The 22580-nt window shown below is 72.0% G+C and carries 22 protein-coding genes and 1 riboswitch; of the genes, 13 read left to right on the top strand and 9 right to left on the bottom strand.

Annotated features, from left to right (window positions below; genetic code table 11):
- Nucleotides 1-32 precede the first annotated feature (32 nt).
- From PYR91_RS33775 to groL, 5 genes are all read left to right on the top strand, one after another.
- Nucleotides 33-596, top strand: coding sequence for a sigma-70 family RNA polymerase sigma factor (locus tag PYR91_RS33775; RefSeq protein WP_279786624.1), 564 nt, complete (start codon nucleotides 33-35; stop codon nucleotides 594-596).
- Between the two features lie 259 nt (nucleotides 597-855).
- Nucleotides 856-1017, top strand: a riboswitch (SAM riboswitch).
- Nucleotides 1018-1032: 15 nt separating this feature from the next.
- Nucleotides 1033-2325: a threonine synthase gene (thrC, locus tag PYR91_RS33770; protein WP_279786622.1), complete on the top strand. Its 1293-nt coding sequence runs from the start codon at nucleotides 1033-1035 to the stop codon at nucleotides 2323-2325.
- A 13-nt stretch (nucleotides 2326-2338) separates the two neighbouring features.
- Nucleotides 2339-2614, top strand: a complete 276-nt coding sequence (locus tag PYR91_RS33765) for a MoaD/ThiS family protein (protein ID WP_279786620.1) — start codon at nucleotides 2339-2341, stop codon at nucleotides 2612-2614.
- Nucleotides 2615-2953: 339 nt separating this feature from the next.
- Nucleotides 2954-3154, top strand: coding sequence for a cold-shock protein (locus PYR91_RS33760; protein ID WP_279786618.1), 201 nt, complete (start codon nucleotides 2954-2956; stop codon nucleotides 3152-3154).
- A gap of 387 nt (nucleotides 3155-3541) precedes the next feature.
- Nucleotides 3542-5167: a chaperonin GroEL gene (gene groL / locus PYR91_RS33755; protein WP_279786617.1), complete on the top strand. Its 1626-nt coding sequence runs from the start codon at nucleotides 3542-3544 to the stop codon at nucleotides 5165-5167.
- Nucleotides 5168-5243: 76 nt separating this feature from the next.
- Here groL and PYR91_RS33750 read toward each other — a convergent pair whose 3' ends face one another.
- Together PYR91_RS33750 and PYR91_RS33745 are read right to left on the bottom strand one after the other, a co-directional pair.
- Nucleotides 5244-5588, bottom strand: coding sequence for a YciI family protein (locus PYR91_RS33750; RefSeq protein ID WP_279786616.1), 345 nt, complete (start codon nucleotides 5586-5588; stop codon nucleotides 5244-5246).
- Nucleotides 5589-5615: 27 nt separating this feature from the next.
- Nucleotides 5616-6179, bottom strand: a complete 564-nt coding sequence (locus PYR91_RS33745) for a GNAT family N-acetyltransferase (RefSeq protein ID WP_279786614.1) — start codon at nucleotides 6177-6179, stop codon at nucleotides 5616-5618.
- Here PYR91_RS33745 and PYR91_RS33740 point away from each other — a divergent pair.
- The 3 genes from PYR91_RS33740 (at nucleotide 6178) to PYR91_RS33730 (ending at nucleotide 7500) form a co-directional block, all read left to right on the top strand.
- Nucleotides 6178-6366: a hypothetical protein gene (locus PYR91_RS33740; RefSeq protein ID WP_279786612.1), complete on the top strand. Its 189-nt coding sequence runs from the start codon at nucleotides 6178-6180 to the stop codon at nucleotides 6364-6366. The two genes, PYR91_RS33745 and PYR91_RS33740, sit on opposite strands and share 2 nt — an antisense overlap.
- Nucleotides 6363-6650: a hypothetical protein gene (locus tag PYR91_RS33735; protein ID WP_279781188.1), complete on the top strand. Its 288-nt coding sequence runs from the start codon at nucleotides 6363-6365 to the stop codon at nucleotides 6648-6650. The genes PYR91_RS33740 and PYR91_RS33735 overlap by 4 nt, the downstream gene beginning before the upstream one ends.
- A 466-nt stretch (nucleotides 6651-7116) precedes the next feature.
- Nucleotides 7117-7500, top strand: a complete 384-nt coding sequence (locus PYR91_RS33730) for a nuclear transport factor 2 family protein (RefSeq protein ID WP_279786610.1) — start codon at nucleotides 7117-7119, stop codon at nucleotides 7498-7500.
- 30 nt (nucleotides 7501-7530) lie between these two features.
- Here PYR91_RS33730 and PYR91_RS33725 read toward each other — a convergent pair whose 3' ends face one another.
- The 4 genes from PYR91_RS33725 to PYR91_RS33710 all read right to left on the bottom strand — a co-directional run bounded on the left by PYR91_RS33725 (nucleotide 7531) and on the right by PYR91_RS33710 (nucleotide 11587).
- Nucleotides 7531-8067: a hypothetical protein gene (locus PYR91_RS33725; protein WP_279786608.1), complete on the bottom strand. Its 537-nt coding sequence runs from the start codon at nucleotides 8065-8067 to the stop codon at nucleotides 7531-7533.
- Nucleotides 8064-8921, bottom strand: a complete 858-nt coding sequence (locus tag PYR91_RS33720; RefSeq protein ID WP_279786606.1) for an AAA family ATPase — start codon at nucleotides 8919-8921, stop codon at nucleotides 8064-8066. The genes PYR91_RS33725 and PYR91_RS33720 overlap by 4 nt, the downstream gene beginning before the upstream one ends.
- Nucleotides 8922-9401 carry a hypothetical protein gene (locus tag PYR91_RS33715; RefSeq protein WP_279786605.1) on the bottom strand — a complete coding sequence of 160 codons (480 nt, stop codon included), beginning with the start codon at nucleotides 9399-9401 and terminating at the stop codon, nucleotides 8922-8924. It abuts the gene before it with no gap.
- A 140-nt stretch (nucleotides 9402-9541) separates the two neighbouring features.
- Nucleotides 9542-11587: an AAA family ATPase gene (locus PYR91_RS33710; RefSeq protein WP_279786603.1), complete on the bottom strand. Its 2046-nt coding sequence runs from the start codon at nucleotides 11585-11587 to the stop codon at nucleotides 9542-9544.
- Between the two features lie 394 nt (nucleotides 11588-11981).
- On the opposite strand from PYR91_RS33710, the gene PYR91_RS33705 reads away from it, so the two are divergent.
- Nucleotides 11982-12275, top strand: a complete 294-nt coding sequence (locus PYR91_RS33705; protein WP_279786601.1) for a hypothetical protein — start codon at nucleotides 11982-11984, stop codon at nucleotides 12273-12275.
- A gap of 230 nt (nucleotides 12276-12505) precedes the next feature.
- Here the strand turns inward: PYR91_RS33705 and PYR91_RS33700 are convergent, their stop codons facing one another.
- Together PYR91_RS33700 and PYR91_RS33695 are read right to left on the bottom strand one after the other, a co-directional pair.
- On the bottom strand, nucleotides 12506-14152 hold the full coding sequence (locus PYR91_RS33700) for a DNA repair helicase XPB (protein ID WP_279786599.1): 1647 nt from the start codon (nucleotides 14150-14152) through the stop codon (nucleotides 12506-12508).
- A gap of 139 nt (nucleotides 14153-14291) precedes the next feature.
- Nucleotides 14292-16811, bottom strand: a complete 2520-nt coding sequence (locus tag PYR91_RS33695; protein ID WP_279786598.1) for a helicase C-terminal domain-containing protein — start codon at nucleotides 16809-16811, stop codon at nucleotides 14292-14294.
- A gap of 214 nt (nucleotides 16812-17025) precedes the next feature.
- Here PYR91_RS33695 and PYR91_RS33690 point away from each other — a divergent pair, with 214 nt between their 5' ends.
- The 3 genes from PYR91_RS33690 to PYR91_RS33680 all read left to right on the top strand — a co-directional run bounded on the left by PYR91_RS33690 (nucleotide 17026) and on the right by PYR91_RS33680 (nucleotide 19589).
- Complete coding sequence (locus PYR91_RS33690) at nucleotides 17026-18396, top strand: hypothetical protein (RefSeq protein ID WP_279786596.1); 1371 nt, start codon at nucleotides 17026-17028, stop codon at nucleotides 18394-18396.
- Between the two features lie 96 nt (nucleotides 18397-18492).
- Nucleotides 18493-19125 (top strand): HAD hydrolase-like protein, encoded by a 633-nt coding sequence (locus PYR91_RS33685; RefSeq protein ID WP_279786594.1) that lies wholly within the window; start codon nucleotides 18493-18495, stop codon nucleotides 19123-19125.
- Nucleotides 19126-19190: 65 nt separating this feature from the next.
- Complete coding sequence (locus PYR91_RS33680; protein ID WP_279786593.1) at nucleotides 19191-19589, top strand: cold-shock protein; 399 nt, start codon at nucleotides 19191-19193, stop codon at nucleotides 19587-19589.
- 89 nt (nucleotides 19590-19678) lie between these two features.
- Here the strand turns inward: PYR91_RS33680 and PYR91_RS33675 are convergent, their stop codons facing one another.
- Nucleotides 19679-21295: an MFS transporter gene (locus PYR91_RS33675; protein WP_279786592.1), complete on the bottom strand. Its 1617-nt coding sequence runs from the start codon at nucleotides 21293-21295 to the stop codon at nucleotides 19679-19681.
- A 356-nt stretch (nucleotides 21296-21651) separates the two neighbouring features.
- Here PYR91_RS33675 and PYR91_RS33670 point away from each other — a divergent pair, with 356 nt between their 5' ends.
- Nucleotides 21652-22479 carry a DUF3027 domain-containing protein gene (locus PYR91_RS33670; RefSeq protein ID WP_279786590.1) on the top strand — a complete coding sequence of 276 codons (828 nt, stop codon included), beginning with the start codon at nucleotides 21652-21654 and terminating at the stop codon, nucleotides 22477-22479.
- Nucleotides 22480-22580 lie beyond the last annotated feature (101 nt).

Raw genomic sequence — 22580 nt, 5'->3', positions numbered from 1 at the left:
GCAACGCATGGACGGTCGGAGGGGGCTCGGACATGGCGCTTGACGAGACGACCGAAGAGCTGGCCCACGCCGCCGCCCGAGGCGACCACCGATCGCTTGGAGAGCTCCTCCGCCGCGTCGAACCGGACGTCCTACGCCATTGCGGGCGGCTTCTGCCCTACCACCAGGACGCGGAGGAGGCTTGCCAGGATACGTTGCTCGCCGTCGCGCGCAACATCGGCAGGTTCGAGGGCAGGGCACGATTCTCCACCTGGTTGCACATCGTCACCACCAACTGCGCCAGGACGACCTACCGCACGCTCAAGCGGCGGTCGGCCGAGCAGGCCGACGAGCACCTTCCCGAGCTGCGGGCCGACCCGCGCCGGGTGAGCGTCATCGCCGGGTCGCGGCTCGACCTGCTGGACGCCATGGAGGCGCTGGAGTCCCAGCGGCCCGACCTGGCGCAGGCGCTCGTGCTGCGCGACATCTGCGAGCTCGACTACAACGAGGTCGCCGAGCAGCTCGGCATACCGCTGGGCACGGTGAAGTCGCGCATCCACCAGGCCAGGAAGTACATCAAGGCGGCGCTGGGCGACGCCTACGACCTTCGCGCCTGAGCGCCGGGCACGCCGCGCCTACGCGGCCGTCCCGCACGGCGTGGGCACCGGCGGGACCGCCGGCCGGGCCGAGGGCCGGGGTGCCCCGGCGCGCGGGCGCCGCGACCGGAGAGCGCGGGGGGCCGCCCTGGGGTTGGCGAGGTGTCCGGGCCGGGGTCGCACGGTCACGGGTCCCGGGTGGTGAGGTCTGGGGTCACACGGGTGGAGAAACGAGGTATGGTTCTATTGGCCTGCGTCGGCAGGCCGACAACTGAATATTTGCTCATCCAGAGGGGTGGAGGGACCGGCCCTGCGAAGCCCCGGCAACCCTCCCGGCTGTGGTCGATCGCGTCTCCGAATGGCGCCTCGCGACCAGTGAGACCGGCCGGGACAGGTGCCAATTCCGGCCCGTGACCAAGGTGGTCGCGGGCGAAGATGAGGGGAAAGGCCTCGCTTCATGGCGCTCGCAACCGCTGAGACTAAGACTTCGCTCGACTTCGGACCCGCCGTGGCACTCGCGTGCCGCGAATGCGGAACCCGCTACGACCTCGGCCCGCTCTTCGCCTGCGCGGAGTGTTTCGGGCCACTCGAAGTGGCCTACACCTGGAACTCCCCCGAGGGCGACGCCGCCCCGGTGACCCGCCGGCAGATCGAGGCCGGGCCGGCCGACATCTGGCGCTACCGGGCCCTGCTGCCGGTGCCCGCCGACGTCGCCTCCAAGCCCAACCTCGCGCCGGGGTGGACCAAGCTGGTCCCGGCGCGCAACCTGGCCCGAGAGCTGGGCATGCGCAGCCTGCACGTCAAGGACGACTCCGGCAACCCCACCCACTCCTTCAAGGACCGGGTGGTGGCCATCGCGCTGGAGGCCGCACGCAACTTCGGCTTCCACACCCTTTCGTGCTCCTCCACGGGCAACCTGGCGGGGGCGGTGACCGCCGCCGCGGCCCGCGCGGGGCTCGACGCCTGCGTCTTCATCCCGTCGAACCTCGAAGAGGCCAAGATCGTCATGGCCTCGGTGTTCGGCGGGCGGCTGGTCGGCATCGAGGGCAGCTACGACGACGTCAACCGCTTCTGCTCGGAGCTCATCGGCGACCCGATGAGCGACCGCTGGGGCTTCGTCAACGTCAACCTGCGGCCCTACTACGCGGAGGGGTCCAAGACCCTCTCCTACGAGATCGCCGAGCAGCTCGGCTGGCGCATCCCCGACCAGATCGTCGTGCCGGTGGCGTCCGGGTCACAGCTCACGAAGATCGACAAGGGCTTCAAGGAGCTGATCAGGCTCGGTCTGGTCGACGACAAGCCGTACAAGATCTTCGGCGCCCAGGCGGAGGGCTGCTCGCCGGTCTCGACCGCGTACAAGGCCGGCCACGACACCGTGCGGCCGGTGAAGCCGAACACCATCGCCAAGTCGCTCGCCATCGGCAACCCCGCCGACGGGCCGTACGTGCTCGACATCGCCCGCCGCACGGGCGGAGCCGTGGAGGACGTCACCGACGCCGAGGTGGTGGACGCCATCCGGCTGCTGGCGCGCACCGAGGGCATCTTCGCCGAGACCGCGGGCGGCGTCACCGTCGGCGTGCTGCGCAAGCTGCTCGTCGGCGGCGCGCTCGACCCCGACGCCGAGACGGTCGTGCTCAACACCGGCGACGGTCTGAAGACCCTCGACGCGGTGTCCTCCGAGGCACGCCCCACCGCCGTCATTCGGCCTTCGCTCTCCGCATTCCGTGCGGCCGTCGCGGAAAACTCCTGAAAGGGCACGACAAATGAGTGTTTCAGTGCGGATTCCGACGATTCTTCGCACCTACACCGATGGCGCCTCTGAGGTGAACGGCGAAGGGGCCACGCTGCGGGAGGTGTTCCAGAAGCTCGAGTCGGACTACCCCGGAATCGGTGCCCGTATTCTGGACGAAACGGGCAAGATCCGCCGTTTTGTCAACGTCTATGTCGGGGAAGAGGACGTCCGTTTCGCCGAGGGACTGGACACCCCTACGCCCGACGGGGCCCAGATCTCCGTCATCCCGGCTGTGGCCGGAGGCTGACTCTCCGCGACCTCGCGACGCCCGCATGTCCCTGGACATGCGGGCGTTCGTGCGTCTACGGGCCCTGGATCTGGTGATCTATCATAATAGAAGTTCTTACTGGGCCCCTTGTAGTGCAATTCTCAACTAACTAAACAGGTGCCGAAATTCGGGCACCTACCGCCGGCGGCGATCGTCAAGAACGAGTTTGGTCATTGACTCTGTTGCGCCAAGCCTTGCCACAGGTATGGTCGAGAACGATCGACGTGGCCGAGGAGTTCGCATGTCTCTCGGCTGAGAAGGTCACGGGCCTCGCGGAGGAGTGGGCGGGGTCCAGAGCCCAGCAAGAGGAGTCGGAAAGTGGCGCAGGGCACCGTCAAATGGTTTAACGCGGACAAGGGCTACGGCTTCATCGCGGTAGACGGTGGTAAGGACGTGTTTGTCCACTACTCAGCGATCCTGTCGGAGGGGTACCGTTCGCTCGAACAGGGTCAGCGGGTGGAGTTCGAGATCACACAGGGCCAGAAGGGTCCGCAGGCGGAGGCGGTCCGTACGGTGTGACGCCGGTCGGCGTCGGCCGGCCGTCGAAGGAACCCACTGGTTCTCCCGATCAGTAGTCGGAGGGTTCGGTCCGTCATGCTCGGTGGCGGGCCGAGCCTTCCGTTATGTCCGGTCGGGGGGCGGCATGTGAAGAACCGCCCAATATTTGGTATCCGGCCCTGCGAATTCGTGTGCCGCCCAGGTCATAGGGGTTGCCGCTTGCACTCGACCGGGTAGAGTGCTAAACAGTTCGTTGGCACTCTCACGTAGAGAGTGACAACCACGGATCGAGGCGATGGGGCCCGGCGATCCACGGCGACAGGTGCCGTGGGGGTGCGGGTCTACATGCCGTCGCGGGCTTCGGCTCGGTCCGCTGCAAGCCACCCTGTATCTGGGAGGTCTAGCCGTATGGCAGCCAAGATGATCGCGTTCAACGAAGAAGCCCGGCGCGGTCTCGAGCGCGGTATGAACCAGCTCGCCGACGCCGTCAAGGTGACCTTGGGTCCCAAGGGCCGCAACGTCGTGCTGGAGAAGAAGTGGGGCGCCCCCACGATCACCAATGACGGTGTCTCCATCGCCAAGGAGATCGAGCTCGAGGACCCGTGGGAGAAGATCGGGGCCGAGCTCGTCAAGGAAGTCGCGAAGAAGACCGACGACGTCGCGGGTGACGGCACCACCACCGCCACCGTGCTCGCCCAGGCTCTGGTACGCGAGGGCCTTCGCAACGTCGCCGCCGGCGCCAACCCGATGGGCCTGAAGAAGGGCATCGAGGCCGCGGTCGAGCGCGTGAGCGAGGAACTGTCCAAGATCGCCAAGGATGTGGAGACCAAGGAGCAGATCGCTTCGACGGCCTCCATCTCCGCCGGCGACCCGCAGATCGGCGAGATGATCGCCGAAGCGATGGACAAGGTCGGCAAGGAAGGCGTCATCACCGTCGAGGAGAGCAACGCCTTCGGCCTCGAGCTCGAGCTCACCGAGGGCATGCGCTTCGACAAGGGGTACATCTCCGGTTACTTCGTGACCGACACCGAGCGCATGGAGGCCGTCCTCGACGACCCCTACGTGCTCATCGTCAACTCGAAGGTCTCCGCCAACAAGGACCTGCTTCCCCTGCTCGACAAGGTCGTGCAGGCCGGCAAGCCCCTGGTGATCATCGCTGAGGACGTCGAGGGCGAGGCCCTGGCCACCCTGGTCGTCAACAAGATCCGCGGCCTGTTCAAGTCCGTGGCCGTCAAGGCCCCCGGCTTCGGCGACCGCCGCAAGGCCATGCTGACCGACATCGCCGTCCTCACCGGCGGCCAGGTCGTCAGCGAGGACGTCGGCCTCAAGCTGGAGACCGCGACCCTCGACCTGCTGGGCCGCGCCCGTCAGGTGATCATCACCAAGGACGAGACGACCATCGTCGACGGTGCGGGCGACCCCGAGCAGATCTCCGGCCGGGTCAACCAGATCCGCGCCGAGATCGAGAACACCGACTCCGACTACGACCGCGAGAAGCTCCAGGAGCGTCTCGCCAAGCTGGCCGGCGGCGTCGCCGTCATCAAGGCCGGCGCGGCGACCGAGGTCGAGCTCAAGGAGCGCAAGCACCGCATCGAGGACGCCGTTCGCAACGCGAAGGCGGCCGTCGAGGAGGGCATCGTCCCCGGCGGCGGCGTGGCGCTGCTGCAGGCGGGCGCCAAGGCGTTCGACAAGCTGGAGCTGTTCAACGACGAGGCCACCGGTGCGGCGATCGTCCGCAAGGCCCTCGAAGAGCCGCTGAAGCAGATCGCGGTCAACGCCGGCCTCGAAGGCGGCGTCGTGGTCGAGCGGGTCCGCAACCTCGAGCAGGGTGTGGGCCTCAACGCCGCGACCGGCGAGTACGTCAACATGCTCGAGGCGGGCATCATCGACCCCGCCAAGGTGACCCGTTCCGCGCTGCAGAACGCCGCCTCCATCGCGGCGCTGTTCCTCACCACCGAGGCCGTCATCGCCGAGAAGCCCGAGAAGAACCCGGCCGCTCCCGCCATGCCCGGCGGCGGCGACATGGACTTCTGAGCCCCGGCTCATCGCCTCACCGAAAGGGCCATCCCCGGACCGCACCGGGGGTGGCCCTTTGGCGTCGCCCGGCCGTTCAGGGGGCCTCCCAGACGGGGCGCACCTCGACGCCCGCGCCCATCGGGCAGTGCCGGGCGATCTCCAGGGCCTCGTCCAGGCCGGCGCAGTCGATCAGGTAGTAGCCCGCGAAGTCGGTCTTGAGCTCGACGAACGGCTCCTTGACGACCTGCGGGCCGTTGGCGGAGGGCCGCACGGTGACGGCTTCCTGCCCGGGGTGCACCGCCTGCCCGGAGAACTCGACGCCCCGCTCGCGCAGGTAGCGCGCGAACTCCTGGTGCTCGGTCAGCGCGGTGGTCATCTCCTCCTCCGACACCGACTCCCAGTAGTTCTCCGGGTCGAACAGCAGCAGCATGTACTTCATGGGTGCCTCTCGCGTCGGTGACGGCCCTCACCCCCATCGTGGCCGACCGGGCGGTCTGACGCGCCGGTCGCTTCGCCGCCCGGGATGCGGGCGCACTCTCGCGTGCGCCCGCGGGCGGGCCCGGCCGCACGCCGGCTCGGGGGTCAGGAGCCGGCGTTCAACCGCTTGACCCAGCGGGCCACCCCGGGCTGTGAGGTGTAGCCCAGGGCCGTCCACGCCTGGTGGGCCTGCTCGTTGGCCTCCTCCACCATGGCGTCGACGCGTGCCGCCGAGCCGGGCGAAGCGTGCCTCGGCGGCCGCCAGCAGGGTGCGCGCGACGCCCCTGCGGCGGTGTCCGGCGTCGACCGCCAGCCGGTAGAGGTGGCACCGCCAGCCGTCCCAGCCGGCGACCAGCGTGCCCACCGTCCGCCCGTCGATCTCGGCGATCAGCAGGGCCTCGGGATCGCGGCTGACCAGGCGCTCCACCGCGTCGAGCGTGTCGTTCCGCCCGGCGGTGTTGTACCCGGCCTCCCGCCAGAAGGCGAGCACCGCCTCCACGTCGCCGGGCACGGCGGTTCTCACGGTCACATCGGTGGTCTCAGGCGCGCTCATGAACGACGAAGCTACCGCCGCCGCCGCGCCCGAGCCAATGGGGGCGGGCCGCGGAGGGTGGCAGCAAGGTGCCAGCGGCGGGCAGCTTGCTGCCGTCCATTCATCTGGTTCCGAAGCCTCGAAAAGCGGAGAGTTGGTTGTGCGAGAAGAAAACAAAACAACCACCGGAAAGAGGAAAAAGAAATGAACTCCACGACCTCCCTCACCGCCAAGATCTCCGCCGGCTTCGTCTCCGCCGCCGTCTCCCTCACCGCCGCGATCGGCCTCTACGCCGCCACGAGCCAGGCCGCCGAGTACGCCCCAAGCACCCACGTCGTGGCCGGCACCACCTGGGACACCCCCGCCGACAAGGACGGCACCACCTGGGACTCCGCCTCCACCAGCGACGACGACGGCACGACCTGGGACTCCGCCAAGCTGCTGGCCGAGGGCGAGATCCCCGCCGACGACAACGGCACCACCTGGGACTGACAGCGGAAATCGAAAAGGCGAATTCAATACCAACGACACGGCAGAACAACTGAACCAGTAAAACCGATACACCGGCCGACCGGCCCGCCGGCATCGCGGACGAGACCCGTCCCCGCCGAAGCCCCCGCGAACCGGCCACAGCTAAGAAAACCGCTCCGCCGAAACACCCCGGCCCGCTGAACCACCGGCCGCTCTCCCCGGATCCAGGCGTGACACCGACCGCCCCGGGAAACCGCGCCCCAGCCCTCGGCCCCCGCACCACCGCTCCCCCCACCGCCCCCGCAGTGCCGCGGCTCGCCTTCGCGAGCCCCCGATCACATCGCGACGGTCCCCACGCCTCCCCGGGAGCCTTTACCGCCGGCCCGGAGACCGGACCCCTGGTGCTGTTCGGCCCGTCGGGCTGAGCGCGCCACGCTGAGAGCGAAGGTGCGGGCGGGAGCGCGCTGGTGTGTGAGGATCTGTCGTCATGACGGACGACACCCGCACCGCCGAGTTGCGCTCGGCCGAGCGCAGGCTGCAGGCGGCCCAGCTCGCTTCGGACGTGAACGCGCTGGACGAGCTGCTCGACGATCGGCTGATCTTCACCGGCCCCGACGGCGACCTGTTCGACAAGCAGGACGACCTGCGGGTGCACCGCACCGGCGAGCAGAGGCTGACGCAGGTCGTCGAGGACGAGCTGACCGTGCTCGTCGTCGGCCGCACCGGCGTCACGTGGTTCCTGGGCAGGCTGTCCGGCGAGTTGTCGGGCACGCGGTTCTCCGCGCGCGTGCGGTACACCCGCACCTGGATCCACGACGACGACCACGGGTGGCGGCTCCTCGCGGCGCACGTCGGCCGGCTCGACCGGTGACGCGCACCGCGAGCGCGGGCCCCGGGCGGCCTAACCGTGGCCGGCCCGCCGCATGAAGACGTTGGCCTCACCGAGGTCCAGGAACGTCTCCGAGCGCTCCTGGGGCGCGTGCTTCCACGCGGGGGCTCCGCCGCCGAGGTTCATGTAGGCCAGCCACTGCTTGTAGACGACGGCGTCGTTGTTGATGGCCGCGGTGAACTGCACCCAGTAGTTGGTGTCCAGCCGCATCCGCTTGGCGGTCTCCGCGAATCGGCGCCCCGCGACCTTCACCTCCGGGGCCTGGCGGCCGTCCCAGCCCGAGAGGCCGCCGGTGATCGAGGGCATGCTCAGGGTGAGCTGGGCGTGCAGCGACCAGTCGACGCGCAGCTCGACCTCGATCACCCGAAGCCCGGTGTGGTCGCATCCGAAGAGCCCGATCGACTCGACGGCCTTCAGGCTCACTCCCTGCACCACCTGGTCGATGTACGCCTCGGCGATGTCGCCGTAGGTGAGCAGGAAGCGGAACTGGTCCTGGATCGACTCTAGCCGGGTCTGTGTCCAGGTGTAGGTGTAGGTCTGCACGCTCATCTCGGCCGCCCTCCGTGATGGTTGTCCGCCAGGAAGTCCTCTTGGGCGGCGTCGCGCTCCGCCCGCACCCGTTCGGCGACCGCGATCAGACCGGTGCCGGTGATCCGGCGCCTGCCCAGGTCGCCGCCGAAGGAGGCGCCGTTCGCGCGCAGGAAGGCGCGCATGTCGTGGCCGACGAGCTTCAGGAGCTCGGTCAGCTCGGCGGTGGTGAGCGCCTGCCGCACCCCGGCGAAGAACGACAGCGGCTCGCCGGGGAACTCCTCGGCCAGCCGGTCGAGGCTCGCGGCGTCGCAGACGTCCATGAACATGCCGTACAGCACCTCGCGGACCTCCTGCGGCCTCGGCCGCCAGGCGAAGGCGTCCATGCGCCCGTGCCGGCGCAGCGGCGGGTAGAGCCGCGACAGGTTGTTGCCGGTGACGAACACCGGGACGCGCCGGGGGAAGTTGCGCGCGGGGTCGACCGGCCGGTCGGCCAGGTGCATGAGCTCGGCGAGCACCTGCTGGTGGTTCACCGTGCCGGTGTTCTGCTCCCACTCGCCCACGGTGGTGTCGACGTCGTCCAGCACGAGCGCCGTCGGGACGCCCTTGGCCAGGGCGAGTGACGCGGTGGCGTACGTGCGGGCGATGTGCTTCCCCGGCTCGCCCGCCAGCCCGCTCTCCAGGTCGGCGGCGTTCAGCCGCAGGGGCTCCACGCTGCAACGTTCCAGGGCCGCCGAGAGCTGGATCGACTTGCCGTCGCCGGCCCGGCCGAAGACGCCCATGATGACGGGCCACCGCCCGGTGTCGCCGTAGGTGGCGACCAGGTGCAGGTGAACGCGTGTGAAGAACCGGTCGAGCAGTACCACATCGGTCATTCAGCGCTCCTGGCCGCGTCTGGCTCGCATGATCTCTTCCTCGAACCCGTCGAAGAAGCTGTTCAGCGCCTCCGCGGAGTCGGCGGCCGACACCGGTGCCGCCGCCGGTGCCCGCGCGGGCACGTGCGGCGGGCCGGACGCGGCCCGCCGCGTGTGCAGGCGCTGCTCCACCGAGGAGCTGAAGCGCTCGATGACGGGGCCCACGCCGCTTCCCGGCTCCTGGCCGGCGAGCAGCTCCAGGCGGTCTCCGTGCAGGACGAACGTCTGCCCCTGCGTCCTGACCAGATGGCGGGTGAGGGCCAGGACGGTGACGCGGGCGTCCGCCAGCTCGGTCTCGACGGCGCGCTGGCTCGCCATCAGGCGGACGACCTGCTCCTGGATCTCGGCGATGTCGACGCCTTTGCGCCGCCTGTTCAGAAAGTCTTCGGTGAGCTTGCCGACGAATGGATAGAGGACTGCCAGGACAAGTTCGGCGACCATCGCGCTACCCCCGCGCCCGTTGCTATATAGCGTTCACTATAGCCAGTGATCACGATAAAGCGTAGCTATCGGTAATGAGGTGATGACGGGTTATTATCGGTCGCCGAATATCGGTATTCGGGCGCTCCCGAATATCCGGGTCAGTGAAGCTGGTCGGGCAGGTCGCGCGCGTGGAGAACGGTGAGCGTGGTGACGGCGCGGGTGAGGACGACGTAGAGGCGGGCCAGGCCGCGCGGCTCGGCGTCGACGATGTCGGCCGGCTCGACGGCCACGACGTGGTCGTACTCCAGGCCCTTGGCGAGCGAGGCCGGGACGACCGAGACCCGGTGCCCGCCGGGCGACTCCGGGCCGAGCACCTCGTGCGCCACCCCGGCAGCGGTGAGCGCGGCCGCGAGGGCGGGCACCGCGTCGTCGGCGGCGATGACGCCGACCGACCCCTCGTGGAGGGCGGCCCGTTCGACGGCCTCGGCGACGGCGCCGGGCGGGCTCTGCGTCCGCCGCACCGTGAGCGAGCCCGCGCCGGGACGCAGTGACCGGGGCGCCGCCAGGCCGGGTGCCACGGAGGGGAGCAGGCGGGCGGCGAAGTCGAGCACCTCGCGCGGCACGCGGAAACCGAGCGTCAGCTCGGTGACCGACCCCTCGGTGAAGCCGAGGTGCGACAGCACCTCCTCCCACGACCGGGCCGACCACGGGGTCGTGCCCTGGGCGAGGTCGCCGAGCACGGTGGCCGAGCCGGTGCGGCACCGCCTGCCGAGCGCGCGAAGCTGCATGGCGGACAGGTCCTGCGCCTCGTCCACGACCACGTGGCCGAGGGTGGGCGTGCGCTCCATCAGGTCGGCGAGCTCGTCGAGCAGCGCGGCGTCGGCGGCGGACCACCTGGCCGACTTCCACGACCGCGGGGGCTTGGGCCACACCAGGAGCGCGCACTCCTCGGGCGTCAGGTCGCCCTTCGCGGCGGCGGTGAGGGCCTCGCCGCCGGACAGCAGGCGGTACAGCACCTGCTGCGGCGTCACGCGGGGCCAGACCTGCTCGACGAGCTGCTTGACCTGCTTGGAGCGGGCGACGGCGTCCTGCACGCGGTCGTCGGGCGACTCGCCGCGCTGCTCCATGCGCACGAGCACCGCGTGGGCGAGCCGCTGGGCTACGGCGGCGCGGCCGGGGCCGTACCGGGTGGTGCCGCGCAGGGAGGCGACGATCTCGCGCACCTCGTGGTCGGGGACCCGGAAGCGGTTCACGCCGCGCGTGATCAGCAAACCCTCCTCCGGCTTGCTGATGTGCTGCCACAGCGCGCGGTACAGGACGGGAGCCATGCGGGCGTCGCCCTTGAGCGTGGCGACGGCGGGCGCTTCGGGGGCTGCGTGGTCGCCCAGGATGCCGGCGACGGTGGTCTGGTCGACCTTCACCTCGCCGAGGGCGGGCAGCACCGAGGAGATGTAGGACAGGAAGGCGCGGTTCGGCCCGACGATCATCACGCCCGACCGCGCCAGCTTCTCGCGGTGGGTGAACAGCAGGTAGGCGGCCCTGTGCAGGCCGACGGCGGTCTTCCCGGTGCCGGGCGCGCCCTGGACGCACACGGTGTGGCCGAGGTCGGCGCGGACGATCTCGTCCTGGTCGGGCTGGATGGTCGCGACGATGTCGCGCATGGGCCCGGTGCGGGGCCGCTCGATCTCCTGCGTCAGGATGCGCGACTCGTGCACCGCGCCGCTCTGGTCGAGCGGCTCGTCCTCGTAGGCGGTCAGCTCGCCGCCGTGGAAGCCGAAACGCCGGCGCAGCCGCACGCCCATCGGGTCGGACGGGCGCGCCTGGTAGAACGCCCGGGACACCGGCGCCCGCCAGTCGATCACCAGGGGGTGGCTGGCGTCGTCGTGCACGTGGCGCCGCCCGACGTGGATGGTGCGGGGGAGGTCGTCGTCGGCGAACCTGTCGAGGCGGCCGAAGAACAGCGGGGCGTCGGGATGGTCGGCGAGGGCGGCCACGCGCTTGTCGAGCAGGCCCTGCAGCACCTGCTGTGACACCCAGTCGCCCGCGGCGTCGGCGGACAGCGACTCGGCGTGCCGGCGCATCGCCTTCAGCGCGGCGCGGGAGACGGCGAGGTGGGTGCGCTCGGCGTCCAGCACTTCGGTGGGATCGTCATGCCGTGTTGGGTTCTCGTCGGGTATGTCGGGGGCCAGCTGGTGTCCCGGCATGCTGGTGGGCTCCTTCGGAAGTCGGGATGATGGCGAGGGCAGGGCGGCGGCGTCGCGGGCATGGTTGGGCGACACCGGCCGTCGGAGACGACGTGACGGGCGGCGGGGGCATGGACAGACGTGCGGGACGACCGGCGGCGACGGGCGGACGGTTGGGCGTGAGCGGACGGCGGGACGCGAGCGGGCGGGCAGGCGAAGGCGGCACGGAACGCGTGACAGGGTGGGCGAACCCACAAGCTTATACGTTCGGCCTCCGGCGGGGGCTGCCTGTGACGCGGGTCCGGCGGGCCGGGCGATCTACCAGTTGTCCGGAGTTTGCCGAGACTTGGCCTTTGGGTACTTCGTGAGGGTGACGACGCGAACCGAGGTGGCGGTGTCCCCGGTCATCCCCGCCATGGCGAACCTGCTGCTCGGCGGGCTCTGGACGTTGTCCGTCTTCGCGGGGTGGGGGCTGGAGGCGTTCTGCGGGGAAGGTGAGACGCCTGAGTCGTGCGTGGACCGGCTGACCGTCGTCTCGACGCTGTCGGGCATGTTCGCGATCGTGGCGGCGTGCTGCACCCTTGGTGGACTATTGCCACCAGTAATGCATAGATATCCGCAAAAGTCCCTGATACTGGTTGGGGCCGCCACGGCCTCGTGGATATTCGCCCTAGGCGTGCTTTACGTCGGCGGGATGGTCGGTCGGTGATGTCACCGACACGGTGCGTTGTTGTATACCAAAATCCCCAAAAAGCGGGACAAACCTTGTGATTTCGTTAGATCATAGGGTATGCCGAACTTGGCGCAGAAGGGGCCAATACGCAGGGGGGGTGACGCGGTGTACAGGGCCGACGGAATTTCGTGGACCTGAATGCCGGCTCCTAGGCACGTATACCTGGGGGTAGGTGGGGGAAGCCCGACGACGTGCCGCTCAGCGCCTTATTCGCTGGCGAGCACGTCGTCCGCGTCGATGATCTGATACGCGTACCCCTGCTCCGCGAGGAACCGCTGGCGATGCGCCGCGAAATCCTGGTCGACGGTGTCCCTGCTGACCACCGAGTAGAACCGCGCGCCGCCGCCGTCCGCCTTCGGGCGCAGCACCCGGCCGAGCCGCTGGGCCTCCTCCTGGCGCGAGCCGAAGGTGCCCGACACCTGGATCGCCACCGACGCCTCGGGCAGGTCGATCGAGAAGTTGGCGACCTTCGACACCACCAGCACCTGGATCTCCTTGTCGCGGAAGGCCTGGAACAGCCGCTCCCGCTCCTTGACACGCGTCTCGCCCTTGATGACGGGCGCGTTCAGGTGCTCGGCCAGCTCGTCGAGCTGGTCGATGTACTGCCCGATGACCAGCACCTGCTCGCCCGCGTGCCGCCGCACGAGCGTCTCGGTGACGCGGGTCTTGGAGGGCGTCGTGGCGCAGTAGCGGTAGCGCTCCTCAGACTCGGCCATCGCGTACGCCAGCCGCTCGGCGTCGGTGAGCGTGACCCGCACCTCGACGCAGTCGGCGGGCGCGATCCACCCCTGGTTCTCCATCTCCTTCCACGGCGCGTCGTACCGCTTCGGGCCGATGAGGGAGAACACGTCACCCTCGCGGCCGTCCTCGCGCACCAGCGTCGCCGTCAGCCCGACCCGGCGCCGCGCCTGGAGGTCGGCGGTCATGCGGAAGATCGGCGCGGGCAGCAGGTGGACCTCGTCGTAGATGACCAGCCCCCAGTCGCGCGCGTCGAAGAGCTCCAGGTGGCGGTACACGCCCTGCCGTCGCGTCGTCATCACCTGGTAGGTGGCGATGGTGACCGGGCGGATCTCCTTGCGGGTGCCGGTGTACTCGCCGATCTCGTCCTCGGTGAGCGAGGTGCGCTTGAGCAGCTCCTGCTTCCACTGGTGGGCCGAGACGGTGTTGGTGACCAGGATGAGCGTCGTCGCCTGCGCGTGCGCCATGGCGGCCGCGCCCACGATGGTCTTGCCGGCGCCGCAGGGCAGCACGACGACGCCCGAGCCGCCGTGCCAGAACGCGTCGGCGGCCTCGCGCTGGTAAGGGCGCAGGCCCCAGGTGTCCTCGGTGAGCGTGATGTCGTGGTACTCGCCGTCGACGTACCCGGCGAGGTCCTCGGCCGGCCAGCCCACCTTGAGCAGCGCCTGCTTGATGTTGCCGCGCTCGCTCGGGTGCACGGCCACGGCGTCGTCGCCCAGGCGCGCGCCGAGCATCGGCTGGATCTTCCGCGACCGCAGCACCTCCTCGAGCACCGCCTTGTCGGTGCTGGTCAGGGTGAGGCCGTGCTCCTCGGACTTCTCCAGCCGGAGCCTGCCGTACCGCGACATGGTCTCGGCGATGTCGACGAGCAGCGCGTGCGGGACGGGGTAGCGGCTGAAGCCGATCAGCGCGTCGACGACCTGCTCGGCGTCGTGCCCGGCCGCACGGGCGTTCCACAGCGCGAGCGGCGTCACCCGGTAGGTGTGGACGTGTTCGGGAGCGCGCTCCAGCTCGGCGAAGGGCGCGATCGCCTTGCGGCACTCGTCCGCCCGCGCGTGTTCGACCTCCAGCAGCAGCGTCTTGTCCGACTGGACGATCAACGGACCATCAGACACGGTGTTCCTCTTCCGATCGGGGTCGCGCACGGCCACCGCCCGGTGGTCCGTCCGCCTATCCAACAAGGCGGGAGCCCGGATCAGTCCCGCTTTCCCGTCGCTTGACGAGCCCCGCGCGCCGGGCCCGCGGGTGGTGCGGCTAGCCGACGTCGGCCACGCCGGTGATGCGGTGCAGCGCGAAGCGGTGGATGGCCGCCCGTGTCTCGTCGTAGGCGGTGAGGTAGCCGCCCTCCATGCGGGCGGGCTCCAGGATGCGGCTGGTGGCGTGGCCCTGGGAGTCGAGGTAGCCGATCCAGACGCGCGCCCCCTGGCGGATGGCCTCCTGCAGCACGGTGATCGTGCCCGTCGACGGCGAGCGCGGCACCTGCCCGTCAGGGGCCGCCACCGGCTGCCTGCGCTCCTGGTGGGCGGCGTCGCCGGCCCGCAGCGCGCGCACGGCCGCCGCCACCACGTCGGTGTCCGGGCCGGAGTGCACCTGGAACGACCGGGCCGACGGCGGCCGCTCCGTGCGCCTGGCGTCCGCCCTGCTCACCACCACGTCGCCCTCGGACGACTCGGCGACCGGGGCGTAGCCGAGCGCGCGCAGCGAGTCGACCACCACCACACGGGAGCTGCGCGAGGCCACCACGGTGGGGGCGAGCCGGCGCAGGCGCAGCGGCACCGCGCGTTTGTCGGCCATCACCTCGTCCAGGACGCCGGGGTCGTCGCAGCGGACGTAGGCGCCGGCCGTGCCGACCCGGACGCGGCCGTGCCGGCGGGCGACGTCGGTCACCAGGTAGCGCAGCGGCTGCGGGACCGGCGTCGTGGAGTGCTTCTCGAGCATGGCCAGCACGTCCTCGGCGCTGAAGCCGGCGTCCAGCGCGCGCCGGACCGACTGCTCGCCGAACCGGTAGACGGTGGCGACGCCCTTGGACTCGATGTCGGCGACCAGGGCCAGCCAGCGGCCCAGCTCGCTGACGAGCGGCCCGGGCGCGACGGCCGTGAGGTCGGCCTGCAGCAGCAGGTGGTCGAGCGGTTCGGGCAGCAGCGGCGCCAGCAGCTCGGCGGCGGTGCCGGCCGCGCTCTTGCGCGCCGCTCCCTTACCGGCGGGCTTGGCCGGGGCGGGCGCCTGGCGCGCGGAGGCGGGCAGCAGCCTGCGGCCGAACGCCGGCATGGCGCCGAGGCCGATGACGCCGATCTGCTCGGCCTCGCGCAGGGTGAACTCCACGAGCTGGTCGCGGTAGGCGCCCCGGCGGCGGGGCTGCTCGAAGGCCAGCCGTTCTCGCACCGACTGGCTCGACGGCGCGAGGCCGGGGCCGGCCGAGGCCAGCACCGCCAGCGTGCGCAGCCGCACCTCCGCCGCCGCGGGGCGGCGCAGCTCGGGATGCAGGACGTTGAGCAGGCGGTCGCGGTCGTCCCGCTCGCCCACCAGGCCGGGAACCCGGTCGCCCGCGAGCCAGGCGCCGGCCAGCGCCTCCCAGCGGTCTTCGGTGGCCTTCACGCGCCAGCCGTCGTACGCCGTCGTGGGGACCCACTCGCCGTCGGCCGGGGAGGTCGCGGCGACGAGCCCCGCCGCGTGCGCGACCTCCACCACCAGGGCGGCCGTCCACTCGGGCAGGTCGAGGATCTGGGCGGTGCGCTTGAGGTCGCGCACGGACAGCCCGCCGGCCCGCAGCGTGCCGGGCGGGTCGACGCTCCAGCGCTCGCACAGCTCCTCCACCGTGCGGGTGAACGCGAACGCCTGGCTCGCGGCCGTGCGCCCGGCCAGCTCGGCGTCGCGCGCGGTGCCGGTCAGCGGCGGCGGGGTGGGGCACAGGTCGCGATGGACGCGGCCCCCGCGCAGCACCAGCCCGACCTCGCGCGGCAGCACCACGCTGTCGTCGCTGTTGGCGGCCAGCAGGCCGCGGGCGAGGAGCTGCTCGATCGGCGACTGGGCGGTCTCCAGGGTGACCTGGCGGCGGGCGTTGGGCACGCGGCCGGTGGGCGGCCCCCACGCCAGCTCCTCCAGGGCGGCCCGGGCCTGGGGGCCGACGTCGCGCAGCAGGCGCTCGACGATGCCGCCCTCGGCGAGCAGGCCCGCGAGCCGGTCGACCACCGAGCCGCCGCGGGCGGTCTGGCCGCGGTGGACGGCCTCGGCCAGCTCTTCCAGGCGCTCGGGGGGGTGGTGCCGGAACACCTCGGCGGCCGGAGGGCCGAGCCCGGCCGGGTGCTCGGAGACCTCGCGCACGCCCGGCGCGGGCCGCAGGGCGTCGTCGGGGCCGTAGATCAGGGCGGCCGCGCGCAGGTGGTCGACGGCTTCGCGCAGCGGGGTGCCGAGACCCGCGGCGACGTCTCGCGAGGGTGCCTTGCGCGACGGGCGCGGGGCGCTCGCCTCGGCGGGCCGCGGCGGGGAGGCGTCCTGGGAGGGGACGGACCGGGCGAGGGCGCGGTGGAGCTCGTCGTAGGGCAGCCCGGGGCCGTCCTCGGCCGTCATGACGACGAGGGTCTCCACCACCGCCAGCGTGAAGCGGTTGAGCCGGTCGAGCGCGCGGCCCGTGACCGACGGGCTGGCCGCGCGGATCGCCAGCCCTTCGATGTGGGCGGGGACCGGGGTGATCAGCTCGGGGCGCGCGGCGACGAGCGCGCGCAGCCCGGTGTCGGACAGGTCGCGGAGCCATTCGGTGAACTCGGCGTTCGTCACGGTCGGCCGAACCCCCTGTCCACCCTCGTGCTGTACGCCCGCTCCCAGCGCGGGAACGTCCCTCCATCGTAGGAGCCCATGGGCCATAGCACGCCAATCGGTTCGATCACGCGGTGCCGCGGTCTCCCGGGCGGGGGTCGTCCGTCCTCGGCGCCGGGCGGTCATTTCGGGGAAACGGCACGGGCGTCGGCGGGCCTGGGGCAGTATGGCGAGGGTGATCGAGCGCGCCGACCAGCTCGTCCTGGAGTATGTCAGCAAGGTCGCCGACCTCGCCCACGGCGTGCTGCGCACCGAGGAGCGGCTCGACTTCGTCCGGCGCCTGCGCTCGCGCATCGAGGAGGAGCGCCGCGGCGCCGAAGACCTCGGCACGGTGCGCAAGGTGCTCGCCCGGTTCGGCGACCCGGCGGCGCTGCTCCAGCGCGAGCTCCAGCGGCTCGACGCCGCCGACCAGCAGTCCGTCCGCCGTGACGCCGCCGGCCGGCCCGCCTCCGAGAGCCGCCTTCCCCCGCCCTCGACCGGGCGCCGTCTTCCCTCCGGCGGGCGCGTGCAGCCGTCGGCGGGCGGGCGTCCCGCGGCGGGCTCGGCTGCCCGCGCGGCGCCGTCCGCGGGTGGCCGCCCCGTCCCCTCGCCGGGCGGCGGGCGGCTCCCGTCCTCCGGCGGCGGCCGTCCGAGCCCGTTCTCGGGCGGGCGCCCGGGCCGGTCCGCGGGCCGGCCGGCCCCGTTCGCCGGGGGCGGTCGCGTGGTCCCCGGCTCCTCGCGGGGCCGCTCCCTCCCGCCGCCGGGGGCCGACCGTCGACGGCCGTGGGTTCCGGAGACGCCCAAGACCCCGGCACCCGGCGCGGACGACTTCGGGGACTCCGCGACGGAGGTCCTGCCGGCCGTGGTGGACGACGCCCCCACGGCCGTGGTCGGCGACGGCCGGCCTGTCGTGGCCGAGGAGACCGTCCTGGTGGAGGGCGTCCGCCCCCTGGGCCCCGAGGGCCTCAAGGCCGCCGCCGGGGGCGCGCGTCCCGGCGCCGGTCCCTCCGTGGTGCGCGAGGCAGGCTCCGGCCGGCCGCCGCTCTCTCGGCCGGCCCGCAGGCCGAGTGGGACGTCCGTCCCGTCGTCCGGCACGCGTGTGCCGATGGGCGCGCACCTGCGCGACCCGGTGTCCGCCGACGGGCGCGACGCCGCGACGATCCTGCGCGACGACCGCCGCGAGGTGGCCGGCATGGCCCTGCTGGTGCTGGCGGCGCTGCTCATTCCGCTGCCGTTGCCGTATCTCGCGATCTTCCCGGTGCCGGTGCTCGTGTGGGCGGCCGGGGCGGTCACGGTGCTCGCGGGGGAGGCCTGGGCCTTCAGAGACCGCGTGGCCGGGGCCACGGCGCCCGTGGTGGCCTATTCGGCCGGGGGCGTGGTGCTGGGCGCCCTTCGGTCCTCGGAGGAGCCGGGGGAGGGGTTCCAGGCGTTCGTGGCCTCGTTCTGGCACGTCAGCGGGCTGATGTTCATGATCGGTACGGCGGGCGGCGTGCTGTGGCTCGGCTACCGGCTGCTCCGTCCGCCCCCACCGCCGCCTCGGCGGCCGATGCTGACGATGACCCGCTGAACAGGAGTAATACCCCTATATCCGGCTGAATGTGGCTGTGAGGGCTATCAATACCCCTTTGTCGCGCGGTTCGCAGAGGTTTGGCATGCTTTAACGATGTATTCGGTGGGTTTCGACCTCGACCTGACATTGGCGGACACACGCGCGGGGATCGCGGCGGCGTTCGACGAACTGTCCCAGCGGCTGGGCGTGGTGATCGACAGCGACCTCGTGATCAGCCGCCTCGGCCCTCCGCTGGAGCACGAGCTCACCTACTGGCTGCCGCCCGAGGAGATCGCGGCGGCGGCCGACCTCTACCGCTCCCTCTACGCGGTCACCGCGGTTCCGCTGACCACGCTGATGGCCGGCGCGGCGGAGGCCGTCGCGGAGGTGCGGCGGCACGGCGGCCGGGTCATCGTGGTGACCGCCAAGAACACCCGCGACGCCCGCAGCACCGTGGAGGCCCTCGGCCTGGAGGTCGACGAGGTGGCCGGCCTGGTGTTCGGCGCGGGCAAGGGGATGGCCATCGCCGACTTCGGCGCGGCCGTCTACGTGGGGGACCACGTGGCCGACATCGAGGCGGCCCGGGCGGGCGGCGCGCTGAGCGTCGCCGTGGCGACCGGCCCGTACACCGAGCAGGCTCTGCGAGATCACGGAGCCGACGTGGTGCTGCCCGACCTGACCGGCTTCGCCGCCTGGTTCGAGGCGTGGCGGGCCCGGGAAATCGGGGGCGTTTCGACGGTCATCTGACGCCCCGGGTGGGCATAACCTACATTCCATCTACCATTCATGACAGTCTGAACGAGGTCACCCCTGTGCCTACTGGCAAGGTCAAGTGGTACGACGCTGACAAGGGCTTCGGTTTCCTCACCCGCGACGACGGCGGCGAGGTATTCGTCCATTCGTCAGCGCTCCCCAAGGGCGTTGAAGCGCTCAAGCCGGGTCAGAAGGTCGAGTTCGGTGTAGCCGAGGGCCGCCGTGGCCAACAGGCGCTTTCGGTCCGCGTGCTCGAACAGCCGCCGGTGCTGGCCAAGGCCGCCAAGCCGAAGGGCAAGCGCAAGAAGCCGGACGAACTCGTCGTGATCGTTGAGGACCTGATCAAACTGCTCGACGATGTGTCCGATTCCTACCAGCGCGGCAAGCACCCCGACCCGTCGCACGCGAAGAAGATCGCGACCGTGCTGCGCGCCGTCGCCGACGACATCGACGCCTGACCCGGACGGCCGGCGCTCCCGCGCGCCGCGCCGGCCCGGCGTCCCCATGGCCACCGCACCACCGCCCCCGCGCCGGCGAGGGGCGGCGGTCAGCCGTGCGGGTTGGTCAGCGGCTTGGTCGTCTGCGCGGGCTGCGGATAGCCGTCGGGCTCGCTCGGCGCGGGGTGCGGCTCGCCGTGCTCGGCCCGCACCCGCGCCTTCGCGGCGCGCAGGCGGCGCCGCCGGGAGGTGACCAGCCAGGCGAGCGCGGCCAGCAGGCCCGCCGTGACCACCGCCAGCCCGATCGGCCCGGCGGTGCGGCCCGACAGCAGCGAGAGCAGCAGGCCGGCCAGCCCGCCGCCGACCCAGGCGATCTGCAGCAGGGCCTCCACCACGCCGAACGTCGACGAGCGCACCTCCTCGCCGATCTCGCGCTGGACGATCGCGTCCAGCGCCAGCTTGCCGACCTCCTGGGTGAACCCGGCCACCGCCGCCACCACGACGGCCGCCCAGAGCCCGAAGAAGACCGCGCCCACGGCGGCGGCGGCCGTCGCCAGCCCCACGGCGAAGAGCACGATGAGCTGCGGGGAACGGCCGCGGATCCACGACGCGACCACCGCGCCGAGCAGGCCGCCCGCCCCGGCGCCGCCCGCCAGGACGGCGATCGTCAGCTCCTTGGACAGGCCGCCGCCGCGCAGGTGACCCTCCTGGACGAGGAAGAGCAGGAAGAACAGCAGGAACCCCGAGAGCACGCGGACCGCGGCGTTGGCCCACATGGCCTCGGTGACCACCGGGCCCAGGCTCAGCAGCGTGCGCCACCGCCGTGCCCGGCCGCCCGCCTCGCGGACGCCGCCCGCGCCGGACCCCGTTGCGGCCGAGGGGGTATGGCCAGAGCCGTCCAGGCTCCGCTCGCCGGTGAGCGCGCCGTCGTCGAGCTCGATGTCGGGGGCGTCGACGTGGCGCGGCAGCCGCATGGTGCCCACGCCGGCCGCGAGGAAGACGACCATGGTGCCGCGCAGCACCCAGTCGGCGCCGAGCCAGCTCGTCAGGCCCACGGCGACCGGCGCGGCGACCCCCGCCGCGACCAGGGAGAACAGCGCGACCCTGGCGTTCGCCGTCACCAGGCTGATGTCGGCGGGCAGCACGCTGGGCATGGTCGCCGCCCGCGAGACGCTGTAGGCCTTGGACAGCACCAGCACGGCGAGCGCGGCCGGGAAGAGCGTGACCGCGTCCGACGGGCCGATCGCGGCGGCCATGGCCCAGCAGAGCAGGCCGCGCGCGAACAGCGTCCCGGCCATGACGTAGCGGCGGCCCGACCGGAACCGGTCGAGGACCGGGCCCACGAACGGCGCCACCACGGCGAAGGGCAGCATCGTGATCAGCAGGTACAGGGCCACCTGGCCGCGGGCCTGGTCGACCGGCAGCCCGAACAGCAGGGTGCCGGCCAGCGCGACCGTGATGAGGGTGTCGCCGGCACCGTGGACGGCGGTCAGCTCGATGAGGCGCCCGAGCCCCGTGCGGTCGGCGCCCTGGGCGTGGGTGAGCCGGCGGGTGGCCCTGCCGACGCCGCGCCCGGCGCGCGCCGCTCCCGTCGCCGCGGCCCGGCCGGCGCTCCCGGTCTTCCGGGTGGCGGCGCGGCCCGCTCGTGCAGTGCGGCGCCCGGCGCCCGCGGCGGCGCTTCCCGCGCGCGACAGCCCCGACCTGGTTCGCTCCCAGGCTCCGGCCATCAGACCCGCGCGGACGGCACGCCACCGTCCCGGCGACACACGCGCCCCGCCGTCGGCGACCCTCCGGTGATCCGGCCCTCCACGCTCACTCCCTTCCCCGGACGCGAACCGGCTTGCCGCTCACCCCGCGGCGGCGGCTCCCGCCGCTCCCTGAAGAGCTTGCCTGCATTCGCCCGCCGCCAACCCCCACCACGGCACCGACCCGCTCTCCCGTTCGCGGCGGCCCCCGCCGCCCCACCCGGCCGAGACCGGATTCTTTGTTGTTGATCTTCCACTTCCAGACCCGCGCTTTGGTTTACAGTCTTACCCGACCCATAAGCGTGATGTCCGCTCCCTGCATGGGTGAGAATTGACGTGTGAGTCGCACTCGTTCCCGCACCTTTGCCGTCGACCAAGCCAGCGCCGCCGCGGTGGAGCTCGCCCGTGCCGCGGCCGAGGAGATCGCCCGCCCCGGCGAGGTGGGGGAGCATCTCGGTTACGAGAGCGAGGGTGAGCGCGTCCTCACCCACTACTTCGCGTGCCTCGACCGCGCCTACCGGGGGTGGCGCTGGGCGATCACGCTGACCCGCGCCTCCCGCGCGCGCAACGTCACCGTCAGCGAGACCGTCATGCTGCCCGGCAAGGGCGCGCTGATGCCTCCGGCGTGGGTGCCGTGGAGCGAGCGGCTGCGCCCGGGTGATCTCGGCGTCGGCGACCTGCTGCCCACCTCCGACGACGACGACCGTCTGGCCCCGGGGTTCACCCAGACCGACGACGACGACGCCGACACCCAGATGATCTTCGAGTACGGCCTCGGCCGGGCGCGGGTCCTGTCGGCCATCGGGCGCGACCGCGCCGTCGACCGCTGGCACGCGGGCGACTCCGGGCCGCACACCCCGCTCGCGCACGCCGCGCCCGCGCAGTGCTCCACCTGTGGGTTCTTCTGGCCGCTGGCCGGCTCGCTGCGCCTGGGCTTCGGGGTCTGCGCCAACGAGTACGCCCCTGACGACGGCAAGGTCGTGGCCGCCGACCACGGCTGCGGCGCGCACTCCGAGGCCGCCGTGGTGCCGGTCCCCGGCGCCGAGGCGGCCGTGCCGATCCTCGACGACCTCGGCTACGACCTCATGGAGGAGACCGTCTCCGACGGCGCCTCCGAGCCCGGCTCCGTCGAGGACGACGAGTCCGAACCGCTCGGCCACTCCTGACCTCTGGGCCCAGCGGCCGTGCCTCCCGTGCCGGGTCCGTCCGCCGGGGCGCTCTTCCGGCCGGGCGGGCCTAGGCCGGCATCGACATCCCCGGCCGCGGG

Origin of the sequence: Sphaerisporangium sp. TRM90804 (assembly GCF_029846175.1) — a bacterium.
Classification (GTDB): domain Bacteria; phylum Actinomycetota; class Actinomycetes; order Streptosporangiales; family Streptosporangiaceae; genus Sphaerisporangium.
This window is presented reverse-complemented; position numbering and strand designations above follow the sequence as displayed.

Excerpts from the sequence above, each read along its gene's own strand:
- PYR91_RS33735 (WP_279781188.1), top strand. The coding sequence starts at position 6,363 with ATGAACTCCACGACCTCCCTCACCGCCAAGATCTCCGCCGGCTTCGTC.
- thrC (WP_279786622.1), top strand. The coding sequence starts at position 1,033 with ATGGCGCTCGCAACCGCTGAGACTAAGACTTCGCTCGACTTCGGACCC.
- PYR91_RS33710 (WP_279786603.1), bottom strand. The coding sequence starts at position 11,587 with ATGCCGGGACACCAGCTGGCCCCCGACATACCCGACGAGAACCCAACA.
- PYR91_RS33745 (WP_279786614.1), bottom strand. The coding sequence starts at position 6,179 with ATGAGCGCGCCTGAGACCACCGATGTGACCGTGAGAACCGCCGTGCCC.
- PYR91_RS33775 (WP_279786624.1), top strand. The coding sequence starts at position 33 with ATGGCGCTTGACGAGACGACCGAAGAGCTGGCCCACGCCGCCGCCCGA.
- PYR91_RS33730 (WP_279786610.1), top strand. The coding sequence starts at position 7,117 with ATGACGGACGACACCCGCACCGCCGAGTTGCGCTCGGCCGAGCGCAGG.
- PYR91_RS33675 (WP_279786592.1), bottom strand. The coding sequence starts at position 21,295 with ATGGCCGGAGCCTGGGAGCGAACCAGGTCGGGGCTGTCGCGCGCGGGA.
- PYR91_RS33725 (WP_279786608.1), bottom strand. The coding sequence starts at position 8,067 with ATGAGCGTGCAGACCTACACCTACACCTGGACACAGACCCGGCTAGAG.
- PYR91_RS33750 (WP_279786616.1), bottom strand. The coding sequence starts at position 5,588 with ATGAAGTACATGCTGCTGCTGTTCGACCCGGAGAACTACTGGGAGTCG.
- PYR91_RS33720 (WP_279786606.1), bottom strand. The coding sequence starts at position 8,921 with ATGACCGATGTGGTACTGCTCGACCGGTTCTTCACACGCGTTCACCTG.
- PYR91_RS33715 (WP_279786605.1), bottom strand. The coding sequence starts at position 9,401 with ATGGTCGCCGAACTTGTCCTGGCAGTCCTCTATCCATTCGTCGGCAAG.
- PYR91_RS33740 (WP_279786612.1), top strand. The coding sequence starts at position 6,178 with ATGAACGACGAAGCTACCGCCGCCGCCGCGCCCGAGCCAATGGGGGCG.
- groL (WP_279786617.1), top strand. The coding sequence starts at position 3,542 with ATGGCAGCCAAGATGATCGCGTTCAACGAAGAAGCCCGGCGCGGTCTC.
- PYR91_RS33685 (WP_279786594.1), top strand. The coding sequence starts at position 18,493 with ATGTATTCGGTGGGTTTCGACCTCGACCTGACATTGGCGGACACACGC.
- PYR91_RS33765 (WP_279786620.1), top strand. The coding sequence starts at position 2,339 with ATGAGTGTTTCAGTGCGGATTCCGACGATTCTTCGCACCTACACCGAT.
- PYR91_RS33705 (WP_279786601.1), top strand. The coding sequence starts at position 11,982 with ATGGCGAACCTGCTGCTCGGCGGGCTCTGGACGTTGTCCGTCTTCGCG.